Source organism: Archangium lansingense (assembly GCF_026626635.1).
GTDB lineage: Bacteria > Myxococcota > Myxococcia > Myxococcales > Myxococcaceae > Archangium > Archangium lansingense.
Genome location: NZ_JAPNKA010000001.1, coordinates 10,492,042 through 10,507,320, shown reverse-complemented (window position 1 = coordinate 10,507,320; position 15,279 = coordinate 10,492,042). Strand labels below are relative to the sequence as shown.

12 protein-coding genes are annotated in these 15,279 nt (G+C 68.8%); 11 read left to right on the top strand and 1 reads right to left on the bottom strand.

Annotated elements, in window-relative coordinates; translation table 11 throughout:
* Nucleotides 1–2 precede the first annotated feature (2 nt).
* The 5 genes from OV287_RS41920 (at nt 3) to OV287_RS41900 (ending at nt 4,929) form a co-directional block, all read left to right on the top strand.
* A complete protein-coding gene (locus OV287_RS41920; protein WP_267539644.1) occupies nt 3–1,331 on the top strand; it encodes a 5'-deoxyadenosine deaminase in 1,329 nt (442 codons plus the stop codon).
* 187 nt (nt 1,332–1,518) lie between these two features.
* Nucleotides 1,519–2,253, top strand: a complete 735-nt coding sequence (locus tag OV287_RS41915) for a PspA/IM30 family protein (RefSeq protein WP_043391843.1) — start codon at nt 1,519–1,521, stop codon at nt 2,251–2,253.
* Between the two features lie 27 nt (nt 2,254–2,280).
* Nucleotides 2,281–3,468: an ABC transporter substrate-binding protein gene (locus tag OV287_RS41910; protein WP_267539643.1), complete on the top strand. Its 1,188-nt coding sequence runs from the start codon at nt 2,281–2,283 to the stop codon at nt 3,466–3,468.
* Nucleotides 3,469–3,507: 39 nt separating this feature from the next.
* Nucleotides 3,508–4,317, top strand: a complete 810-nt coding sequence (locus tag OV287_RS41905) for a magnesium transporter CorA family protein (protein WP_267539642.1) — start codon at nt 3,508–3,510, stop codon at nt 4,315–4,317.
* A 231-nt stretch (nt 4,318–4,548) separates the two neighbouring features.
* Nucleotides 4,549–4,929 (top strand): hypothetical protein, encoded by a 381-nt coding sequence (locus tag OV287_RS41900; protein WP_267539641.1) that lies wholly within the window; start codon nt 4,549–4,551, stop codon nt 4,927–4,929.
* Nucleotides 4,930–5,132: 203 nt separating this feature from the next.
* Here the strand turns inward: OV287_RS41900 and OV287_RS41895 are convergent, their stop codons facing one another.
* Nucleotides 5,133–6,236 carry an alpha/beta hydrolase gene (locus tag OV287_RS41895; RefSeq protein ID WP_267539640.1) on the bottom strand — a complete coding sequence of 368 codons (1,104 nt, stop codon included), beginning with the start codon at nt 6,234–6,236 and terminating at the stop codon, nt 5,133–5,135.
* A gap of 180 nt (nt 6,237–6,416) precedes the next feature.
* Between OV287_RS41895 and OV287_RS41890 the strand changes: the two genes are divergently transcribed.
* From OV287_RS41890 to OV287_RS41865, 6 genes are all read left to right on the top strand, one after another.
* Nucleotides 6,417–8,027: a hypothetical protein gene (locus OV287_RS41890; protein WP_267539639.1), complete on the top strand. Its 1,611-nt coding sequence runs from the start codon at nt 6,417–6,419 to the stop codon at nt 8,025–8,027.
* On the top strand, nt 8,024–8,719 hold the full coding sequence (locus OV287_RS41885) for an ABC transporter ATP-binding protein (protein WP_267539638.1): 696 nt from the start codon (nt 8,024–8,026) through the stop codon (nt 8,717–8,719). Before OV287_RS41890 ends, OV287_RS41885 begins: the two co-directional genes overlap by 4 nt.
* Entirely contained in the window at nt 8,716–9,999 is a 1,284-nt protein-coding gene (locus tag OV287_RS41880; RefSeq protein ID WP_267539637.1) for an ABC transporter permease, read from the top strand. Before OV287_RS41885 ends, OV287_RS41880 begins: the two co-directional genes overlap by 4 nt.
* Nucleotides 9,996–10,790 (top strand): hypothetical protein, encoded by a 795-nt coding sequence (locus tag OV287_RS41875; RefSeq protein ID WP_267539636.1) that lies wholly within the window; start codon nt 9,996–9,998, stop codon nt 10,788–10,790. The genes OV287_RS41880 and OV287_RS41875 overlap by 4 nt, the downstream gene beginning before the upstream one ends.
* A 101-nt stretch (nt 10,791–10,891) precedes the next feature.
* On the top strand, nt 10,892–13,417 hold the full coding sequence (locus OV287_RS41870; RefSeq protein ID WP_267539635.1) for a serine/threonine protein kinase: 2,526 nt from the start codon (nt 10,892–10,894) through the stop codon (nt 13,415–13,417).
* A 75-nt stretch (nt 13,418–13,492) separates the two neighbouring features.
* The gene (locus tag OV287_RS41865) at nt 13,493–15,244 is read left to right on the top strand and encodes an ATP-binding protein (protein ID WP_267539634.1); all 1,752 of its coding nucleotides are present in this window, start codon (nt 13,493–13,495) and stop codon (nt 15,242–15,244) included.
* The last annotated feature ends 35 nt before the right edge of the window (nt 15,245–15,279 follow it).

Here is a 15,279-nt window from a genome sequence, read left to right as displayed (position 1 = left end):
TCGTGGATCTGCTTCTCACGAACGGCACCGTTGTGACCATGAACCGCGGGCGCGAGGTGCTCGCGGAGGCCGATGTCCTCATCCAGGATGGACGTATCGCTCGGGTGGGACGAAACATCCGGACGCGGGGCGGGGGCCTGCGCGTGCTGGATGTCACCGGCAAGGTCGTCCTGCCCGGCCTCATCCATGGCCACCTGCATGCCTGCCAGACGCTGTTCCGCAACCGGGCGGATGGGCTGGAGCTGCTGGACTGGCTGCGTGAGCGCATCTGGCCCTTCGAGGCCGCGCACGACGCGGACTCCATGCGGGCCTCGGCGGACCTGACCTTCGCGGAGCTCATCCGCTCGGGGGCCACGGCGGCGCTCGACATGGGCTCGGTGCGCCACTACGACGCCGTCTTCGAGTCCGCTCGGGACTGCGGCTTCCGGCTCACCGGTGGCAAGGCGATGATGGACGCGCCCGACGTGCCCACCGGGCTGCACGAGTCCACCGAGGCCTCGCTGGCCGAGAGCCTCGCGCTGCTGGAGCGCTGGCACGGCACGCAGGGCGACCGGCTGCGCTATGCCTTCGCGCCGCGCTTCGTCCTCTCCTGCACGGAGAAGCTGATGCGCGAGGTGGGGCGCCTGTCCCGGGAGAAGGGCGTGCGCATCCACACCCACGCCAGCGAGAACCGCTCCGAGATTCAGGCGGTGCGCGAGCTCACCGGCAGGGACAACGTGGCCTGGTTCCACGAGCTGGGCCTCACCGGCCCGCATGTGACGCTGGCCCACTGTGTGTGGGTGTCCGAGCAGGAGCAGCAGCTGCTGCGGGACACGCGCACGGTGGTGTGCCACTGCCCCGGCTCCAACCTCAAGCTGGCCTCGGGCATTGCCCCGGTGCCCGAGCTGCTGGATGCGGGGGTGTCCGTGTGCCTCGGCGCGGACGGCGCGCCCTGCAACAACAACCTGGACATCTTCATGGAGATGCGGCTGGCGGCGCTGCTGCACAAGCCGCGGGTGGGGCCTCGGGGCATGCCGCCCGAGCGCGTGCTGGAGATGGCCACGCTCGGCGGGGCCCGGGCGCTGGGCCTGGAGGCGGAGCTGGGCTCCATCGAGGAGGGCAAGCGCGCGGACATCACCGTGGTGGACCTGTCAGGTCTGCACTCCACCCCGGCGGACCCCCGGGACGTGCTCTCCCCGCTCGTCTATGCCGCCCGCTCCACCGACGTGGTCCACGTGCTCATTGACGGCAAGCCCGTCCTCAAGGACCGGGCCCTCCTGACCCTGGACGCGGCCTCCGTGGCCTCGAGCGCCCGCCAGCACTCCATGCGCATTACCTCCCGGGTTCGCTGAGACCACGGTTTTGTCACGGGTAGGGCTCGCTCGCACTCCGAGCGAACCAGCCTGGGAAGTGGGTGTATCGTTCGGCAATCAGCATCGTTCGCCGAGCGTAAGCCCAAGGCGTTCGTCATACGTGGAATACGGTGGGATGGTGTAAGGTCCCCACGAGACTTCGATTTGCAGGAGGTAGACACCCGCCATGTGGAACCGGTTCACAAGGGCCATGCGCAGCTTCTTCGGATTCTTCGTCTCCTCCATCGAGGACCCGGAGCTCATTCTCGAGCAGAACATCCGTGACCTGAACGATCAGGTCCCGAAGATGAACGAGTCCATCGCCATGGTGCGGGCGAACCTGACGCTCCTGGAGAAGGAGAACGTCAAGTACAAGAATGACATCCGCGACCTGACGGCGAAGGTGAAGGCGGCCATCCAGGCGGGGCGTGACGACCTGGCGGCGCAGTACGCCACCAAGCTGCAGACGGAGAAGGCGGCGCTGGAGCGTAACGAGCAGCAGCTCGAGACGGCCAAGCAGGCGTACGAGAAGTCGCTGAACCTGAAGAAGGCCTTCATGCGCGAGAAGGACCGCAAGACGCAGGAGGCGATGAACGCCATCCGCGACGCGCGGCGCGCGCAGTGGCAGTCCAAGGTCGCCGACGCCATGGAGTCCTTCCAGGTGGCCGGCATCGACGCCACGCACGACGAGATGGTGCGCAAGGTCAACGAGAAGGCCGCCGTCAACGAGGCGCGCATGCAGATGGCGCTCGAGTCGGTGGACCACCAGGCCGTGCAGATCGAGGAGGATGCCGAGCGCCTCCAGGCCATGGATCTCGTCAAGCAGATGAAGATGGAGATGGGCCTGCAGAGCCCCGCGCCGGTGTCCGAGGTGGGCGGCGGCACGGAGAAGACGATCGGCAAGAAGGTGGAGATCAAGTAGTCCCGTGGGACGGAGGAGGCCGAGCTGATGGCGTTGCGACGCGGACCCGGCCTCTATCCGTTCCTCGTGTTGTGCCTCCTGGGGGCGGGGTACCTGCTGGCCTCACGGCTGGGGTACTTGGATAGGCTCCAGGCGCGGTTCTTCCCGGCGGCGAAGGAGGCAGTGCGCCTGTCGCCAGGAGACTTCCCCGCGGGAGTGGCGGCCCCGGTGGCGGACCTGGCCTCGGTGCCGCTGAGGCCCACGCTCATTGGCTTCACCGCGAGAGGCTCGGCGGCGGCGCTGCTGCTGGCCACCGGCGGGGCCTCGACGCTGGACAACCCCGAGGTGCCGGCGGGCGCGGCGCAGGGCCTGCTGAAGACGGCCTACGCCATGGACGCGCGGGCTGTTGTCTTCGCCACTGACGAGGAGCTGCGGCAGGCGCTGGCGGTGGGCGCGGAGCATGGCGGGGTGGACATGGCGGCCATCTCGGTGGACCGGCTGGCGGCCTGGCTGCCGTCGCTGCGGGACGCGGCGCCGCGCACGGTGATGCTGCTGGGGCGCAGTCGCGGGCAGGAGGCGCTGGCGGCGGTGGGGGTGGCGGACCTGGCCTCGCTGCGTGGCAAGCGGCTGGGTGTGTATGCCTCAGGCTCCTCGTACTACTTCTCGCTGTGGGTGCTGTCGCGTGCGGGCCTGCGCATGACGGACGTGCGATGGGTGGACCTGCCCTCCACGCTGGATGCGGGCCGGGCGCTGCGCGAGGGCCGGGCAGACGCGGTGGCGGGGCTGTGGGGCGACGTGGAGCTGGCGGCGAGGGACCGGGGCGGCGCGGTGCTGGCCACCACGGCGGATGCGCCCCACCTGGTGGCCACTGTGCTGGTGGCTCGGGGTGACTATGCTGCGCGCTACCCGGACGCGGTCCGCCGCGTCATCCGCGGGCTGTTGGATGCGGGGGCCAGCGTCCAGAAGGACCCGGGGCCCGCGGCGCGGCTGTTGGGCGAGGTGGCGCCGTACCTGGGAGACCCCACCGAGGCCATCCGCAGCGCACCTCCGACGACGCTGGCGGACAATCGGGCCTTCTTCGGGCTTTCCGGCGAGGCGCCCGTCACCTATGACGAGCTCTTTCAGAGCGCGTCGGCGCTCTACCAGAAGATCAGGCGCACGGCGGTGGCCCCGCCAGCCGAGGACACTCGCGACCTCGGCGCGCTGAAATATGTGTCGGAGGCGCGAGGGCCCTGAGCCCTCTGTCCGTGAGGCGCCTCCCTGGCGAGGACTTTCGTGGCCCGCACTCCCAACTTCTTCAAGGCTGCCCTCCTGTTGCCCGCCAACCTGGTCGGGCTGTTGACCGCGGGGGCTTCGGCGGCGATGACCGGGGATCCGACGCCCGCGCTGGTGGCGCTCGGGGCGGAGGCGCTGTACCTGGGGGTGGTGCCCTTCTCGAAGCGCTTCCAGCGGGCGGTGCGCTCGCGCACGCCAGAGGCGCAGGACGAGGAGGCCGCACAGAAGCAGGTGGACACGTTGCTGTCGGAGTTGGCCGCCTCGCAGCGCGAGCACTACCAGGTGCTGGTCGGGCTGAAGGAGAAGATCCTCGCCAACTACGCGAAGCTGCCCGGAGGGCGGGTGCTAGCGGCCAGCAGCGAGCAGCGGCTGGACGCGTTGCTCACGTCGTTCCTGCGGCTCATCTCCACGCTGAATCAGTACCGCACGTACCTCAACTCGTCGGAGCGGCAGTCGCTGGAGAAGGATGTGCGCTCGCTGGAGGCGGAGCTGGCGCAGGAGGCGAACCCGCGGCTGAAGGACGTGAAGGAGAAGCGGCTGGAGATCCTCAAGAAGCGGCTGGCGCGCTTCGAGCAGGCAGGGGAGAGCCGCGAGATGGTGAGCCACCAGCTGGCGAGCATCGAGGACCTGATGCGGCTGACGCACGAGCAGTCCATCGCGATTCGGGACCCCGAGAGCGTCAACCGGCAGCTTGAGGCGCTCAGCGCGGAAGCGCACGCCACGGACGAGACGGTGCGCGACATGGAGCGCTTCCTCGAGTTCACCGAGGAGACCTCGAGCCCGCTGCCGCACGGCACGCGGGTGCGGTAGGGCAGGGGCCAAGAGGTTCCTCTTCCAACTCCAGACAGCGTAGGGGTGGTTTCGTGAGTCATATCGCGCGGACTGCTTGCGGTGCGCAGGGCGCGGGACGCGCAGGAATTGCCGTCCCTGTCGCGGCCATCTTCCCGCTAGACAGACTGGCGAGCTTCATTCACATTGCCAGGAATTGAACTGGCAATGTTTCGTGAGTCCGTTCAAGACACTGATTGCCAGGAGAATGTCTTGCTGAAGAAGCTGAGCCTCGTGGTGGGGACGGTGCTGTTGCTGGCGGCCTGTGGCGCGAATACGGCCGAGGAGTCGGTGGAGTCTGTGGGGACGGTGACTGCGGAACTGGCGGTTTGCCCGGGTAACCCCTATTGCCCTGCGGGTTATCACCCGGTTGGCTACGTATGTGACTCTTCGTGCAGTTGGGCCTGTAGCGGCAGCCCGCACCCCTACAGCGTTACAAACTGCGACGCCAATACGAGTGATTTCTGGCAGTGCAGCAATTGGTACTGCCCCAGTGGCTATTCAGACCGGGGGTTGGCCTGCGACAACTCGATGTCGGATTGTGGTTCCTGCAACAACGGCTACAATGCGAACGTGCGTCGCTGCACCTTGTAGAGCTGAGCCCTCATGACGCATGGGCATGGATCCGTGCGCATGCATCGCGAGCCGGTCCCTTGTAGTCGCCCAGCACCTGTCTCCAGTTCCCCGTCAAGGCTATCGGTTCCGCCACGCGGGTCCTTCCGCTGCGCCGCGGCGGTGGTGCTGCTCGCCGCCGCGGGCATGCTTCGGCGCGGCTCCCGAAGGCGGGCGGAGCCGGCTCAGTAGACGGTGCTCTGCCAGGGGAACAGGTACGTCAGCGGGATGTTGAGCCGCGCCGCCCAGGAGGACTCGTTGTGTCCCGCGCCCTGGGCCACGTAGTAGTACAGGTCCTGGCCCTGCACGTACCCATCCGCCACCAGCGCGTCCCGCATCCGCGTCGTCTCGGTCAGCCCGTCGCTGCTCGTCCCCGCGTCGATGTAGAAGTTCACTGCCACCTTCGTGGTGGCGGCTTCCACCTGCTGCGTCAGGGCTTGGTTGTTCCACCAGAACGAGCTCGACAGCGCCGCCAGCTTCCCGAAGGCGGTGGGGTTGCGCCGCCCGATGTAGAACGACACCAGCCCTCCCAGTGACGAGCCGATCAGCGCCGTGTTCGCCTTCGTCGTCAGCGTCCGGAAGTTCTGGTCGATGTACGGCTTCACCGTGTCGAGGATGAAGCGCTCATACTTGTCCGCGCCCCCGCCTCCGTACTGGGAATCGCAGCAGGGCGTGTACTCGTAGATGCGGTTGGCCCCGCCGTTGTCGATGCCCACGATGATGACCTCGTCCATCGCGCCGCTGCCGATGAGCGAGTTGGCCGTCTCGTCCATCCGCCACTCGACGCCGTAGGTGGCGGTGGAGGCACTGAAGAGATTCTGCCCGTCATGCGCGTACAGCACCGGGTAGCGCTTGAGCGGGTTCAGCGAGTAGCTCGGCGGCAGATAGATGCGGAGCGTCCGCACGTTGCCGAACTGCGGCGAGGAGAAGTTGGAGACGTATTGCATCTGGCCTGAGGCCGCGCCGAAGAACGGGTAGATGTCCACCGTGGCGCCAGCCTTGATGCGGTAGTTGGCGCCGGTGGACCAGCTCGTGTCATTGACGAGAGGCTTCACCTCCACGTCGCCCACGCTGTTGGCCCAGGACAGCGTCCAGACATTGCCCGTGGTCCACGTGGCGTTGGTGCCGGTGGTCCAGGACAGGGGCGTCTTGCTGCCCCGGATGGTGATGCGGTTGCCGTAGCCAACGTCGTAGTGGACCCGGACGGTGGTGGCCTCTGCCGCCGTGCCCATGACCAGCAGCAACATCGCTGCCAGCAGGCCGGCCCTGCGCGTGACGGACTCGAACATGGTGGTGCTTGCCTCCTGTGGGGGATCGCCGCCCCCCCTGGACTCGCCGGGTCGCGGGTTGATCACCCACTCTCCCAGTACGCTTCCGGGTAGGGCAAGGTCACCCCCTGGACGGCCGTTCCAAAGCTCCCGCACGAAGAATTTGACTCCGGGCCCGGGGCCGTCTGCACTCCCGTTCCTATGCTCCGCCGCGCTTCGCCTTTACTCCTGCTCGTGCTGCTCGTGTTCGCCGGCTGTTCCCGTTGCGGCGACAAGCAGGGGGCCCAGGGGGTGAAGACGACCAACCCCGCCCGTTTCCTGCCTCGTGGCGCCCAGGCCGCCCTGGTCGTCCCCGATCTCGGCACCTTCGGCGAGAGGCTCGCCCGCTTCCAGAAGCTCAAGCTGGCCAACTTCGTCGCCCAGCTCCAGAACGCCTCATCCGCCGAGGCCTACGTCTCCAGCATCATGCGCCAGGTGGGCGTGGACCTGCGCAGCCGCCAGGCCATGGAGGCCGCGGGTATCGACCCCGCCCGGGGCGCGGGTGCGGCCCTGCTCGGTGACAACCAGGCCTTCTCCGTGCTCGGCGTGAAGGACGAGAAGACCCTTCGCGAGACCTTCTCCAAGCTCGCCCGCGACCGCCTCGGCGCCTCTCAGACCGCCGAGCAGAAGGTTGCCGGCGGGACGCTCGTCACCTTCACTCGGACCGGCGCCCAGCAGCCCGCTCTGGGGCTCCTCTTCACTGGCGACTACGCCCTGCTGGGCGCGGGCGCCATGGTGTCGCAGCTCTCCGGTTACGCCACGCTGCCCGCGGAGAAGTCTCTCGCCGAGGAGCCGCTCCTCAACGCCTCCCTCAAGCGGCTGCCCGCCGAGCGCGACTTCTACGCCTTCCTCCCCGGCGGCATCGGCTTCCTCGTCCCGGCCGGTACCGTTCAGTCCGTCACCCTGGTGGGCTCGCTCGGGGATCGCGCGGTGACGCTGCGCATGGACACTCCGTGGCCGGACACGCAGGCCTCGCTCGCCGCGCTCGTGCCGCAGCAGGCCACGGACCTGAGCGGCTACCTCCCGGAGGACAGCTTCCTCGTGGCGCGCTACCGGGGAGACCCCGCGCAGCTCGGCGGCGTCTGGCCCTACCTCGTCGGCCCCTATGTCACCCGCGCGGTGCAGGAGAGCGGCTTCGACCTGAAGGGCGAGGTGCTGGACAAGCTCAAGCCCGGCCTCGTCGCGGGTGTGTCCCTGGCGCCCACCGTGCAGCTCAGTGCTGGCGTGCCGTCCCTGGACTTGCGGCGCACCAATCCCTTCCGCTTCGTTCACCTGGTGGTGGTGGGGGAGGGGAAGGACGCGGCCGGCCTCTCCTCCACGCTGGAGAAGGTGCCCCCCATCGCCCAGCGCTTCGGCGCCGAGGTGAAGCCCTCGGACGTCAACGGCCAGCGCGTCTACCTCACCTCGTACAAGCAGGGCGAGGGCGCGCACTTCGCCTCGGTGGGCGACAAGGTGGTGCTCGCCGCGCCCCAGTCGCGCCTCGAGGCCGCGCTCACCCGGCTCCAGGGCACACCGGGCACCAGCTCCGTGGCCGAGGACCTGCGGCCGGCGCTCGAGAAGCCGGTGCTGGGGGCGGTGTTGGACCTGAATCGCCTCTCCGACGCGGTGAGGGCGCTTCCCTCCGAGGCCTGGGGCATCGGCGGCTTCGCCATCAAGGCGACCACGGTGCGCTGGTTGGACGCCACGGATGACCTTCGCGCGGTCACGCTGGGCCTCTCCGAGAAGGAGAAGGCCCTGCAGGCCGAGCTCACCCTCTGGTTGGCACCCCATTGATACGCGCACGCGACATCGTCAAACAGTACGTGGATGGGGACGGCACCGAGGTGCGCGTCCTCGATGGGCTCTCGCTCGACGTGGCGGATGGTGACTTCGTCGCGGTGGTAGGCCCTTCCGGCAGCGGCAAGTCCACCTTGCTGCACCTGCTGGGCGGGCTGGACGTGCACTACCAGGGCGACGTGGAGGTGGCCGGAGTGAAGCTGTCCGGCCTGAAGGACAAGGAGCTCGCGCGCTTCCGCAACGAGCACGTGGGCTTCGTCTTCCAGTCCTTCCACCTCATCCCCAACCTGTCCGCGGTGGAGAACGTGCTGATGCCCTCGCACTTCGGCGCCGCCTCTTCCGACGCCCGCAAGCGCGCCGAGTCCCTGCTTGACCGGGTGGGCCTGCTGGCCAAGAAGGACCGCGCCCCGGTGCGGCTCTCCGGTGGCGAGCGGCAGCGTGTGGCCATTGCCCGCGCCCTCTTCACCGGCCCCAAGTTGCTGCTGTGTGACGAGCCTACCGGGAACCTCGATGCGGCCACGGGCGCCGGGGTCATCTCGCTCTTCGAGGAGCTGAACCGCGAGGGCATCACCCTGCTCGCCGTCACCCACGAGGAGCGGATGAGCTCGGCGGCCCGGCGTGTGCTGCGCCTCAAGGAGGGACGGCTCGTCGAGGAGCCCCGGGCCGCGCTGGCGGGAGGTGTGTCATGAGGCTGGCGGCGCTGTCCCAGCTGGTGCGGCTGAGCCTCGCGCGCGAGCGGCGGGGCGCGTTCTTCTCCGCCTTCGGCGTGGCCATGGGGGTGGGCGCGCTCGTCTTCTTCCTGGGCCTGGGCCTGGGCGTGGGCCGCGTCATCCGCGAGCGCATCTTCCCCAACGACGCGCGGCTGGTGGACGTGGTGCCCCCCGCGGTGTCGCTCGGCTCGTTCCTCGGGGGCGGCAAGCTGGACGCGACCATGGTGGAGCGGCTCCAGGCGCTGCCCGACGTGGAGAAGCTCTATCGGAAGATGAGTGTGCGAGCCCCCGCGGCGAGCCTCTACAACGGGGACTTCTTTGGCCGGAAGCTGCGCATGGGCATGGATGTCCTCGCGGTCGGAGTGGAGCCCGGCCTCGTCGAGGGGGACGTGCAGCTCGGCAAGTTCGTGGACCCCGGACCGGGCCAGCCGCTGCCGGGCCTCATCTCCACGCGGCTGCTGGAGATCTACAACAACACCTTCGCCCCGGCCCGCAAGCTGCCAACGCTCACGCCGGGACTGCTCGTGGGCTTCACCCTTCCGGTGGACTTCAACCGCTCCTATGTGACCGCGCCGTTGCCCAACGTCGCGGTCATCTCGTCCCAGGTGCAGGTGGTGGGCGCGTCCGACCGGGCGCTGCTCGCGGGTGTCACCATCCCCCTGGACGCCGCCATCCGCCTCAACCGCGAGCTGGGCCAGGACGCGGAGACGTACTCCGGCATCACCCTGGTGGCCACCAGCCCTGGCGCCGTGCCGAGCATCGTGGCGGCGGTGAAGGAGATGGGTCTGGAGATTGACGACCAGGAGCGGCGGCTCGCGGAGAACGTGGGCGCGGCGGTGACGCTCACCACGTCCGCGCTGGCGCTGCTGTCCATCCTCATCTGCGTGCTCGCGGCGGTGAACATCGCCCATGCGCTGAGCGCCTCGGTGCGCGCGCGGGCCAAGGAGATTGGCGTCATGCAGGCGGTGGGGGCCTCGCGCTCGGATGTGCGCAACATCGTCCTGGCCGAGGCGGGTGTGGTGGGGCTGGCCGGTGGCTTCCTGGGGACCGTCTTCGCGCTCCTGCTGGCGCTGCTCATTGACCGGCTCGCCGTCTCCTACCTGCCGCAGTTCCCCTTCAAGCCCGAGAGCTTCTTCTCCTTCCCCTGGCCTGTGGTGGTGGGCGGCGTGTTGCTCGGGCTGGTGGCCGCGGTGGCGGGTGCCTGGTTCCCCAGCCATCGGGCCGCTGCCACGGATCCCGCCCGCACGCTCGCCGGATGAAGCTGCCCCCGCTCAAGACGCTCCTCGCGAACGCCATCTGCCTGGCCACCCTCGCGTGGCTCTACGGGGGCGAACTGCTGGACGCCTCGCGCGCCCGGAGTGCCGAGGTGTCCGCCTTCCTGGAGCCGCCCGCCGTGCTGTGGCCCGCCGTGGTGCTGGCCGCGACCGTGGGGGTGCTGGGCGTCGTCCTGTGGGGACTGGTGCGAGGCAGGGGCGAGGACTTCAAGGGCTACCGGCTGTTGCCCATCCTCCTGGTGTGTGCGCTCTTCTTCGACTTGTTGCTTGCCGAGCAACAAATGCCGCTGCGCCCCGAGGACGTGGCCGCCATGGTGGTGAGCCAGTTCAAGGACAAGGCCGAGGCGCTGGCCGATGGGCGCACCGTCCCCTCGGAGCCGGCGGTGTTGCAGCCCCTGTTGGCGGAGCTGGAGCCACCCCCGTACCTCGTCCGGGGACAACGCGTACCGGCCTGGTCGCTCCAGGTGCGTCAAGCGTGCCAGGGCCCTGTCCGGGAGGCGCCGGGCCTCGCCGTGGGGACGCTCATCTACTGCGTGGCACCAGGGCGCGAGCGGGCCTGGGTCTCCCTGGTCGCCCTCCCAGCGGGCGAGCGCTTTGGCCTCCCCTCGGTCTTCAGCGTGGAGGGCGAGCCGTACGTGGCGGTCGTGCAACCCACACTGTCCGAGGAGGGAGCGCCGCTCGCCCTCCCGCTGGAGCCCCCTCCCGAGGCTCCCACTCCCTCTGTAACTCCTGCGTCAACAGACGCCGGGGCCCTGGCACCGGCTCCCACTCCCTGAGCATGACGCGAGAAGTTCTGCGGGTGGGGGACGGCGCGCGGTTGACCCTATGGAGGGGCGGTCGATAGGCTCGGCCTTCAAACACCGAGCCACGCACCCACGTGACGACCACTCAACCGAAGCGGCAGCCCATCCCGTTTGGGAAATACCTCCTCCTCGACCGCATCAACATCGGCGGCATGGCGGAAGTGTGGCGCGGAAAGATGTTCGGCGCGGGAGGTTTCGAGCGCCTCGTCGCCATCAAGCGCATCCTCCCGAATATCGCCGAGGACGATGAATTCATTTCGATGTTCATCGATGAGGCGAAGATCAGCGTCCAGCTGAACCACGCCAACATCGCGCAGATCTACGAGCTGGGGCAGATCACCAACAGCTACTTCATCGCGATGGAGTACATCCCCGGCAAGGACATGCGGGCCATCTTCGACCGGTGCCGGAAGAAGGGGGAGCCCGCGCCCGTGCCGCTGGTGGCCTTCATGGTCTCCAAGATGTGCGAGGGCCTGGACTACGCCCACCGCAAGAAGAGCAACCAGGGCCAGGACCTCAACATCGTCCACCGCGACATCTCGCCGCAGAACGTCCTCATCTCCTTCGAGGGCGAGGTCAAGGTCATCGACTTCGGCATCGCGAAGGCGGCGGGCAAGGCCACCAAGACGCAGGCCGGCATCCTCAAGGGCAAGTTCGGCTACATGAGCCCGGAGCAGATCCGCGGCATGCCGCTGGACCGGCGCTCGGACATCTTCGCCATCGGCGTGTGTCTCTACGAGATGCTCACCGGTGAGCGGCTCTTCGTGGGTGACAGCGACTTCAGCGTGCTGGAGAAGGTGCGCAAGGCCGAGGTGGCCCCGCCCTCTACCTACAACCGGCGCATCCCCGAGGCGCTGGAGAAGATCGTCCTCAAGGCGCTCGCGCGAGACGTGGACGAGCGCTACCAGTACGCCAACGAGCTGGGCGACGACCTGCAGCGCTTCCTGCTCACCTCGGAATCCATTTTCGGGCGCAAGGACCTCATGCAGTACATGAAGTCCACCTTCGCCGAGGACGTGGAGCGCGAGAAGCTGCGGATCCAGGAGTACGCGGACATCAAGGCTCCCGAGGGCATGGTGGCCGCCATCGAGATGGGCTTCAGCGGGGTTCCCTCGGCTCCGCAGGTGCAGGTGCCGACGAGTGCGCCGGTGCCTCCGAGCCCGCCGCCCGTGTCGCCTCCGATGCCCGCCACCCCGTCGTTGGGAGGGGTCCGCCGCGCGCCCACGCTCGGGGCCATGCCCAAGCTGACGGCGCCCGTGCCCACGGCTCCGCCGGTGCCGGACGAGGAGGAGTCTGGCGCGACCATGGTGGTCAGCAGCCCCGAGTACCTCGAGGAGCCCACCACCCAGCCGGGGCTCGTGGGCCCTGGGCGGACGGTGACTCCGGTGGAGGTGCCGCGCCCGCCCGTCATCGACGAGCAGCCGGCCCAGCGCATGGCCAGCCTTCGGTCGCCGGCGGTGTCGCAGCCGCCGCGGCCGTCGATTCCGACGCTCGCGCCCGCCCCTCCGTCCGCGGAGAGCACCACCGTGGCCCGCCAGGGCCGCAACACGATGGATGGGTTGCGCGCCGTCCGGCCGACGGATCCTCCGGTGGCCGAGCTGCCCGTGGCCTCGCCGCGGCCCTCGCTGACGGCCATGCCCGTGGCGTCCGTGCAGCGGCCCCCACTGGCTCCTCCGCCTCTCATTGAGGATGAGCCGGATTCGCAGGACGCGATGGAGCTCACGCCAGCCACCCCGCTGCGAGCGGCCGCCGCTGCCCATCGCGCGGGTATCCCAGTCGCGGCTTCTGCTCCGACCCCAGCGTCGGCGCCCACCCCGGCTCCCGCGAAGGCGGCGCCCAACCGCCTGCCGATCCTCGTGGGGATCGCCGCCGTGGCGCTGCTGCTGATCGCGGGCGGGGCCGGCTTCGTCATGTCGCGGCCGGCGCCCATGGGCTACATCCTGGTGAACGTGCCCTCCGACCTGAAGGTCCCGGTGCGGGTGAGCTTGGGCGGCCAGGATCTGGACACGTCCAAGCCCGGGCCCGTGCTGCAGCAGGTGAAGGTGGGCCCGGCGCTGGTGATGGTGAGTGCCGAGGGCTTCCATCCCTTCACCCAGCAGGTCGTGGTCGAGGAGGGGATGACGCCCGCACGGGTGGATGTGAAGCTCGAGCGCACGGTGCAGATGGCGCGCGTGGTGATCGTCACCCAGCCGCCGGACGCGGAGCTGAAGGTGGAGGGCAAGGTGGTGCGCGAGAAGGGCAGCAGCTCCACCTACTTCGGTGAGCTGACCGCGGGCACCGAGGTGCTGGTGGAGGCCAGCGCCCCGGGCTTCAAGCCTGCGCAGCAGCGCATCAACCCTCCCGCTGGCGACAAGCCGATGGACGTGCAGCTCAAGCTCGAGGCGGATGGCTTCGAGGTGGAAGTGGCGTCCACTCCCTCCGGAGCCACCATCTTCGCGGCTGGCAAGGAGTGGGGCGAGACGCCGGCCCGGGTGCGCTTCCCCAACGGAGTGAAACAGGTGAGCCTCAAGCTGCGTTGCCACGATGAAGTGGACGTGGCCGTGGCTCCCGGTTCGGGCCAGGTGAAGGGGCGGCTGAAGAAGCAGAAAGGCTGCCGGTAGACAGGCAATCAGAGAGGCGCCCGCCCGGATGGGGCGGGCGTGAGCGCCCCGTGAGGGGGCGGGAGGGGTGTGTCGGTGACCAAGTCACGCAAGGCCAATGCGGATCCGCTCGCGGATCTGCCCGTTTGGGCCCAGAAGCTGGCCCAGAAGTACTACACGAAGACCGTCAGCACCTTCCTGCTCTACGGAGCGGTGAGGGACCTGCAGCCCACCTCGCAGGAGGATGGCAGCCGGAGCTTCGGAACGCTCCGCACCTTCCTGTCCGAGGAGCTCTTCGGCGGACGCGACCACGTCATCTTCTATGACCGCTCGTCGGGCATCCGCTCCGCGTCTCCGGAGACGCAGAAGGACTTCCAGCGGACGATGGCCGGGTACGACGCCATGTACGGCACGGACTACGCCAAGAGCCTGCCGAGGGACCCGGCCCGCGCGCTGCAGATTCTGGAGAACTTCCTGCGGATGCGCCTGAGCGAGGGCAAGTCGCTGGCGCTCATCATCGACTTCGCCGAGACGCTGGTGCCGGGCGGGGAGATGAGCCACCTGTCGGCCGAGGACCGGTTCGTCCTGGCCACGCTGGAGAAGTGGGCGCACGACCCGCAGTTCCTCGCGGGGGACACCTCCGTGGTGCTGCTGGCGGAGAACCTGGCGGACGTCTCCCAGCGCTTGTCGCGCAACCCGTACGTGGCGGCCATCGAGCTGCCCCTGCCCACCGAGGAGGAGCGGCTGGAGTACGTGCGCTACAAGCTGGAGGGCAAGAAGCTGGCGGCGGTGTCGGACGTGCCGCTGGCGGGCCTGGCGAAGATGACGGCGGGCCTGTCGCGCATCAACCTGGACCGAGTGCTCACCGAGGCCCTCGAGCGCGACGTGCGCATCACCACCGACCTCCTCAAGGAGAAGAAGAAGGAGCTCATCCAGGCCGAGTGCCACGGGCTGCTCGAGTTCATCGAGCCGGTGCACACGCTGGACGCGGTGGCGGGGCACGGTAAGGCCAAGGACATGCTGCGCCACGCGGCCAATGCGCTGAAGAAGGGGCGCATCGAGGTGATGCCCATGGGCTACCTCGTCAGCGGCCCGGTGGGTACCGGCAAGACGTTCATGGTGTCCTGCTTCGCCGGAGAGATTGGCATTCCGGTGGTGAAGTTCCTCAACTTCCGCAGCCAGTGGCAGGGCGTCACCGAGTCCAACCTGGAGAAGATCTTCAACCTGCTCAAGGCGCTCTGGCCGGTGGCGGTGATGGTGGACGAGGCGGACACCTTCCTGGGCAACCGTGACTCGGGCGGGGACTCGGGGACGAGCAGCCGCATCTTCGGCTCCATCGCCTCGTTCATGGGCAACACGGTGTACCGCGGGAAGATCGTCTGGTTCCTGCTGACGGCCCGGCCGGACCTGCTGCCCATCGACCTCAAGCGCCAGGGACGCGCCGAGGAGCACCTCGCGCTCTTCTATCCGGAGACGGAAGCGGAGCGGGAGGAGCTGTTCAAGGTGATGCAGAAGAAGACGGGCCTGAAGCTGGACGTGACGTCCATCTCGGATCTGATTCCCACGGGGACGCGGCAGCTGAGCGGCGCGGACATGGAGGCGGTGCTGGTGCGCACGCGCTTCCGGGCGCTGGCCAATGGGCGCGAGCAGGCCACGGTGGAGGACCTCAAGGCCGTCTTCGAGGACTTCGTGCCGCCGAGCTATCCGCTGGAGATCGAGCTGCAGAACCTGGTGGCGGTGCAGGAGTGCACCAGCCGCGAGCTGCTGCCCGAGAGCTTCCGGCGGCTGGACCGCGACCATGTCACCCGCCGCATCCGCGAGCTGAAGATGCTGCTCGAGGAGGGGTGAGGTGAGGCGTCCGGGCCTCCCAGCGAGGGGGGCCC

Bases quoted from the DNA above. Each gene is read 5' to 3' on its own strand.
- OV287_RS41915 (WP_043391843.1), top strand. From the start codon at position 1,519: ATGTGGAACCGGTTCACAAGGGCCATGCGCAGCTTCTTCGGATTCTTC.
- OV287_RS41910 (WP_267539643.1), top strand. From the start codon at position 2,281: ATGGCGTTGCGACGCGGACCCGGCCTCTATCCGTTCCTCGTGTTGTGC.
- OV287_RS41895 (WP_267539640.1), bottom strand. From the start codon at position 6,236: ATGTTCGAGTCCGTCACGCGCAGGGCCGGCCTGCTGGCAGCGATGTTG.
- OV287_RS41890 (WP_267539639.1), top strand. From the start codon at position 6,417: ATGCTCCGCCGCGCTTCGCCTTTACTCCTGCTCGTGCTGCTCGTGTTC.
- OV287_RS41880 (WP_267539637.1), top strand. From the start codon at position 8,716: ATGAGGCTGGCGGCGCTGTCCCAGCTGGTGCGGCTGAGCCTCGCGCGC.
- OV287_RS41875 (WP_267539636.1), top strand. From the start codon at position 9,996: ATGAAGCTGCCCCCGCTCAAGACGCTCCTCGCGAACGCCATCTGCCTG.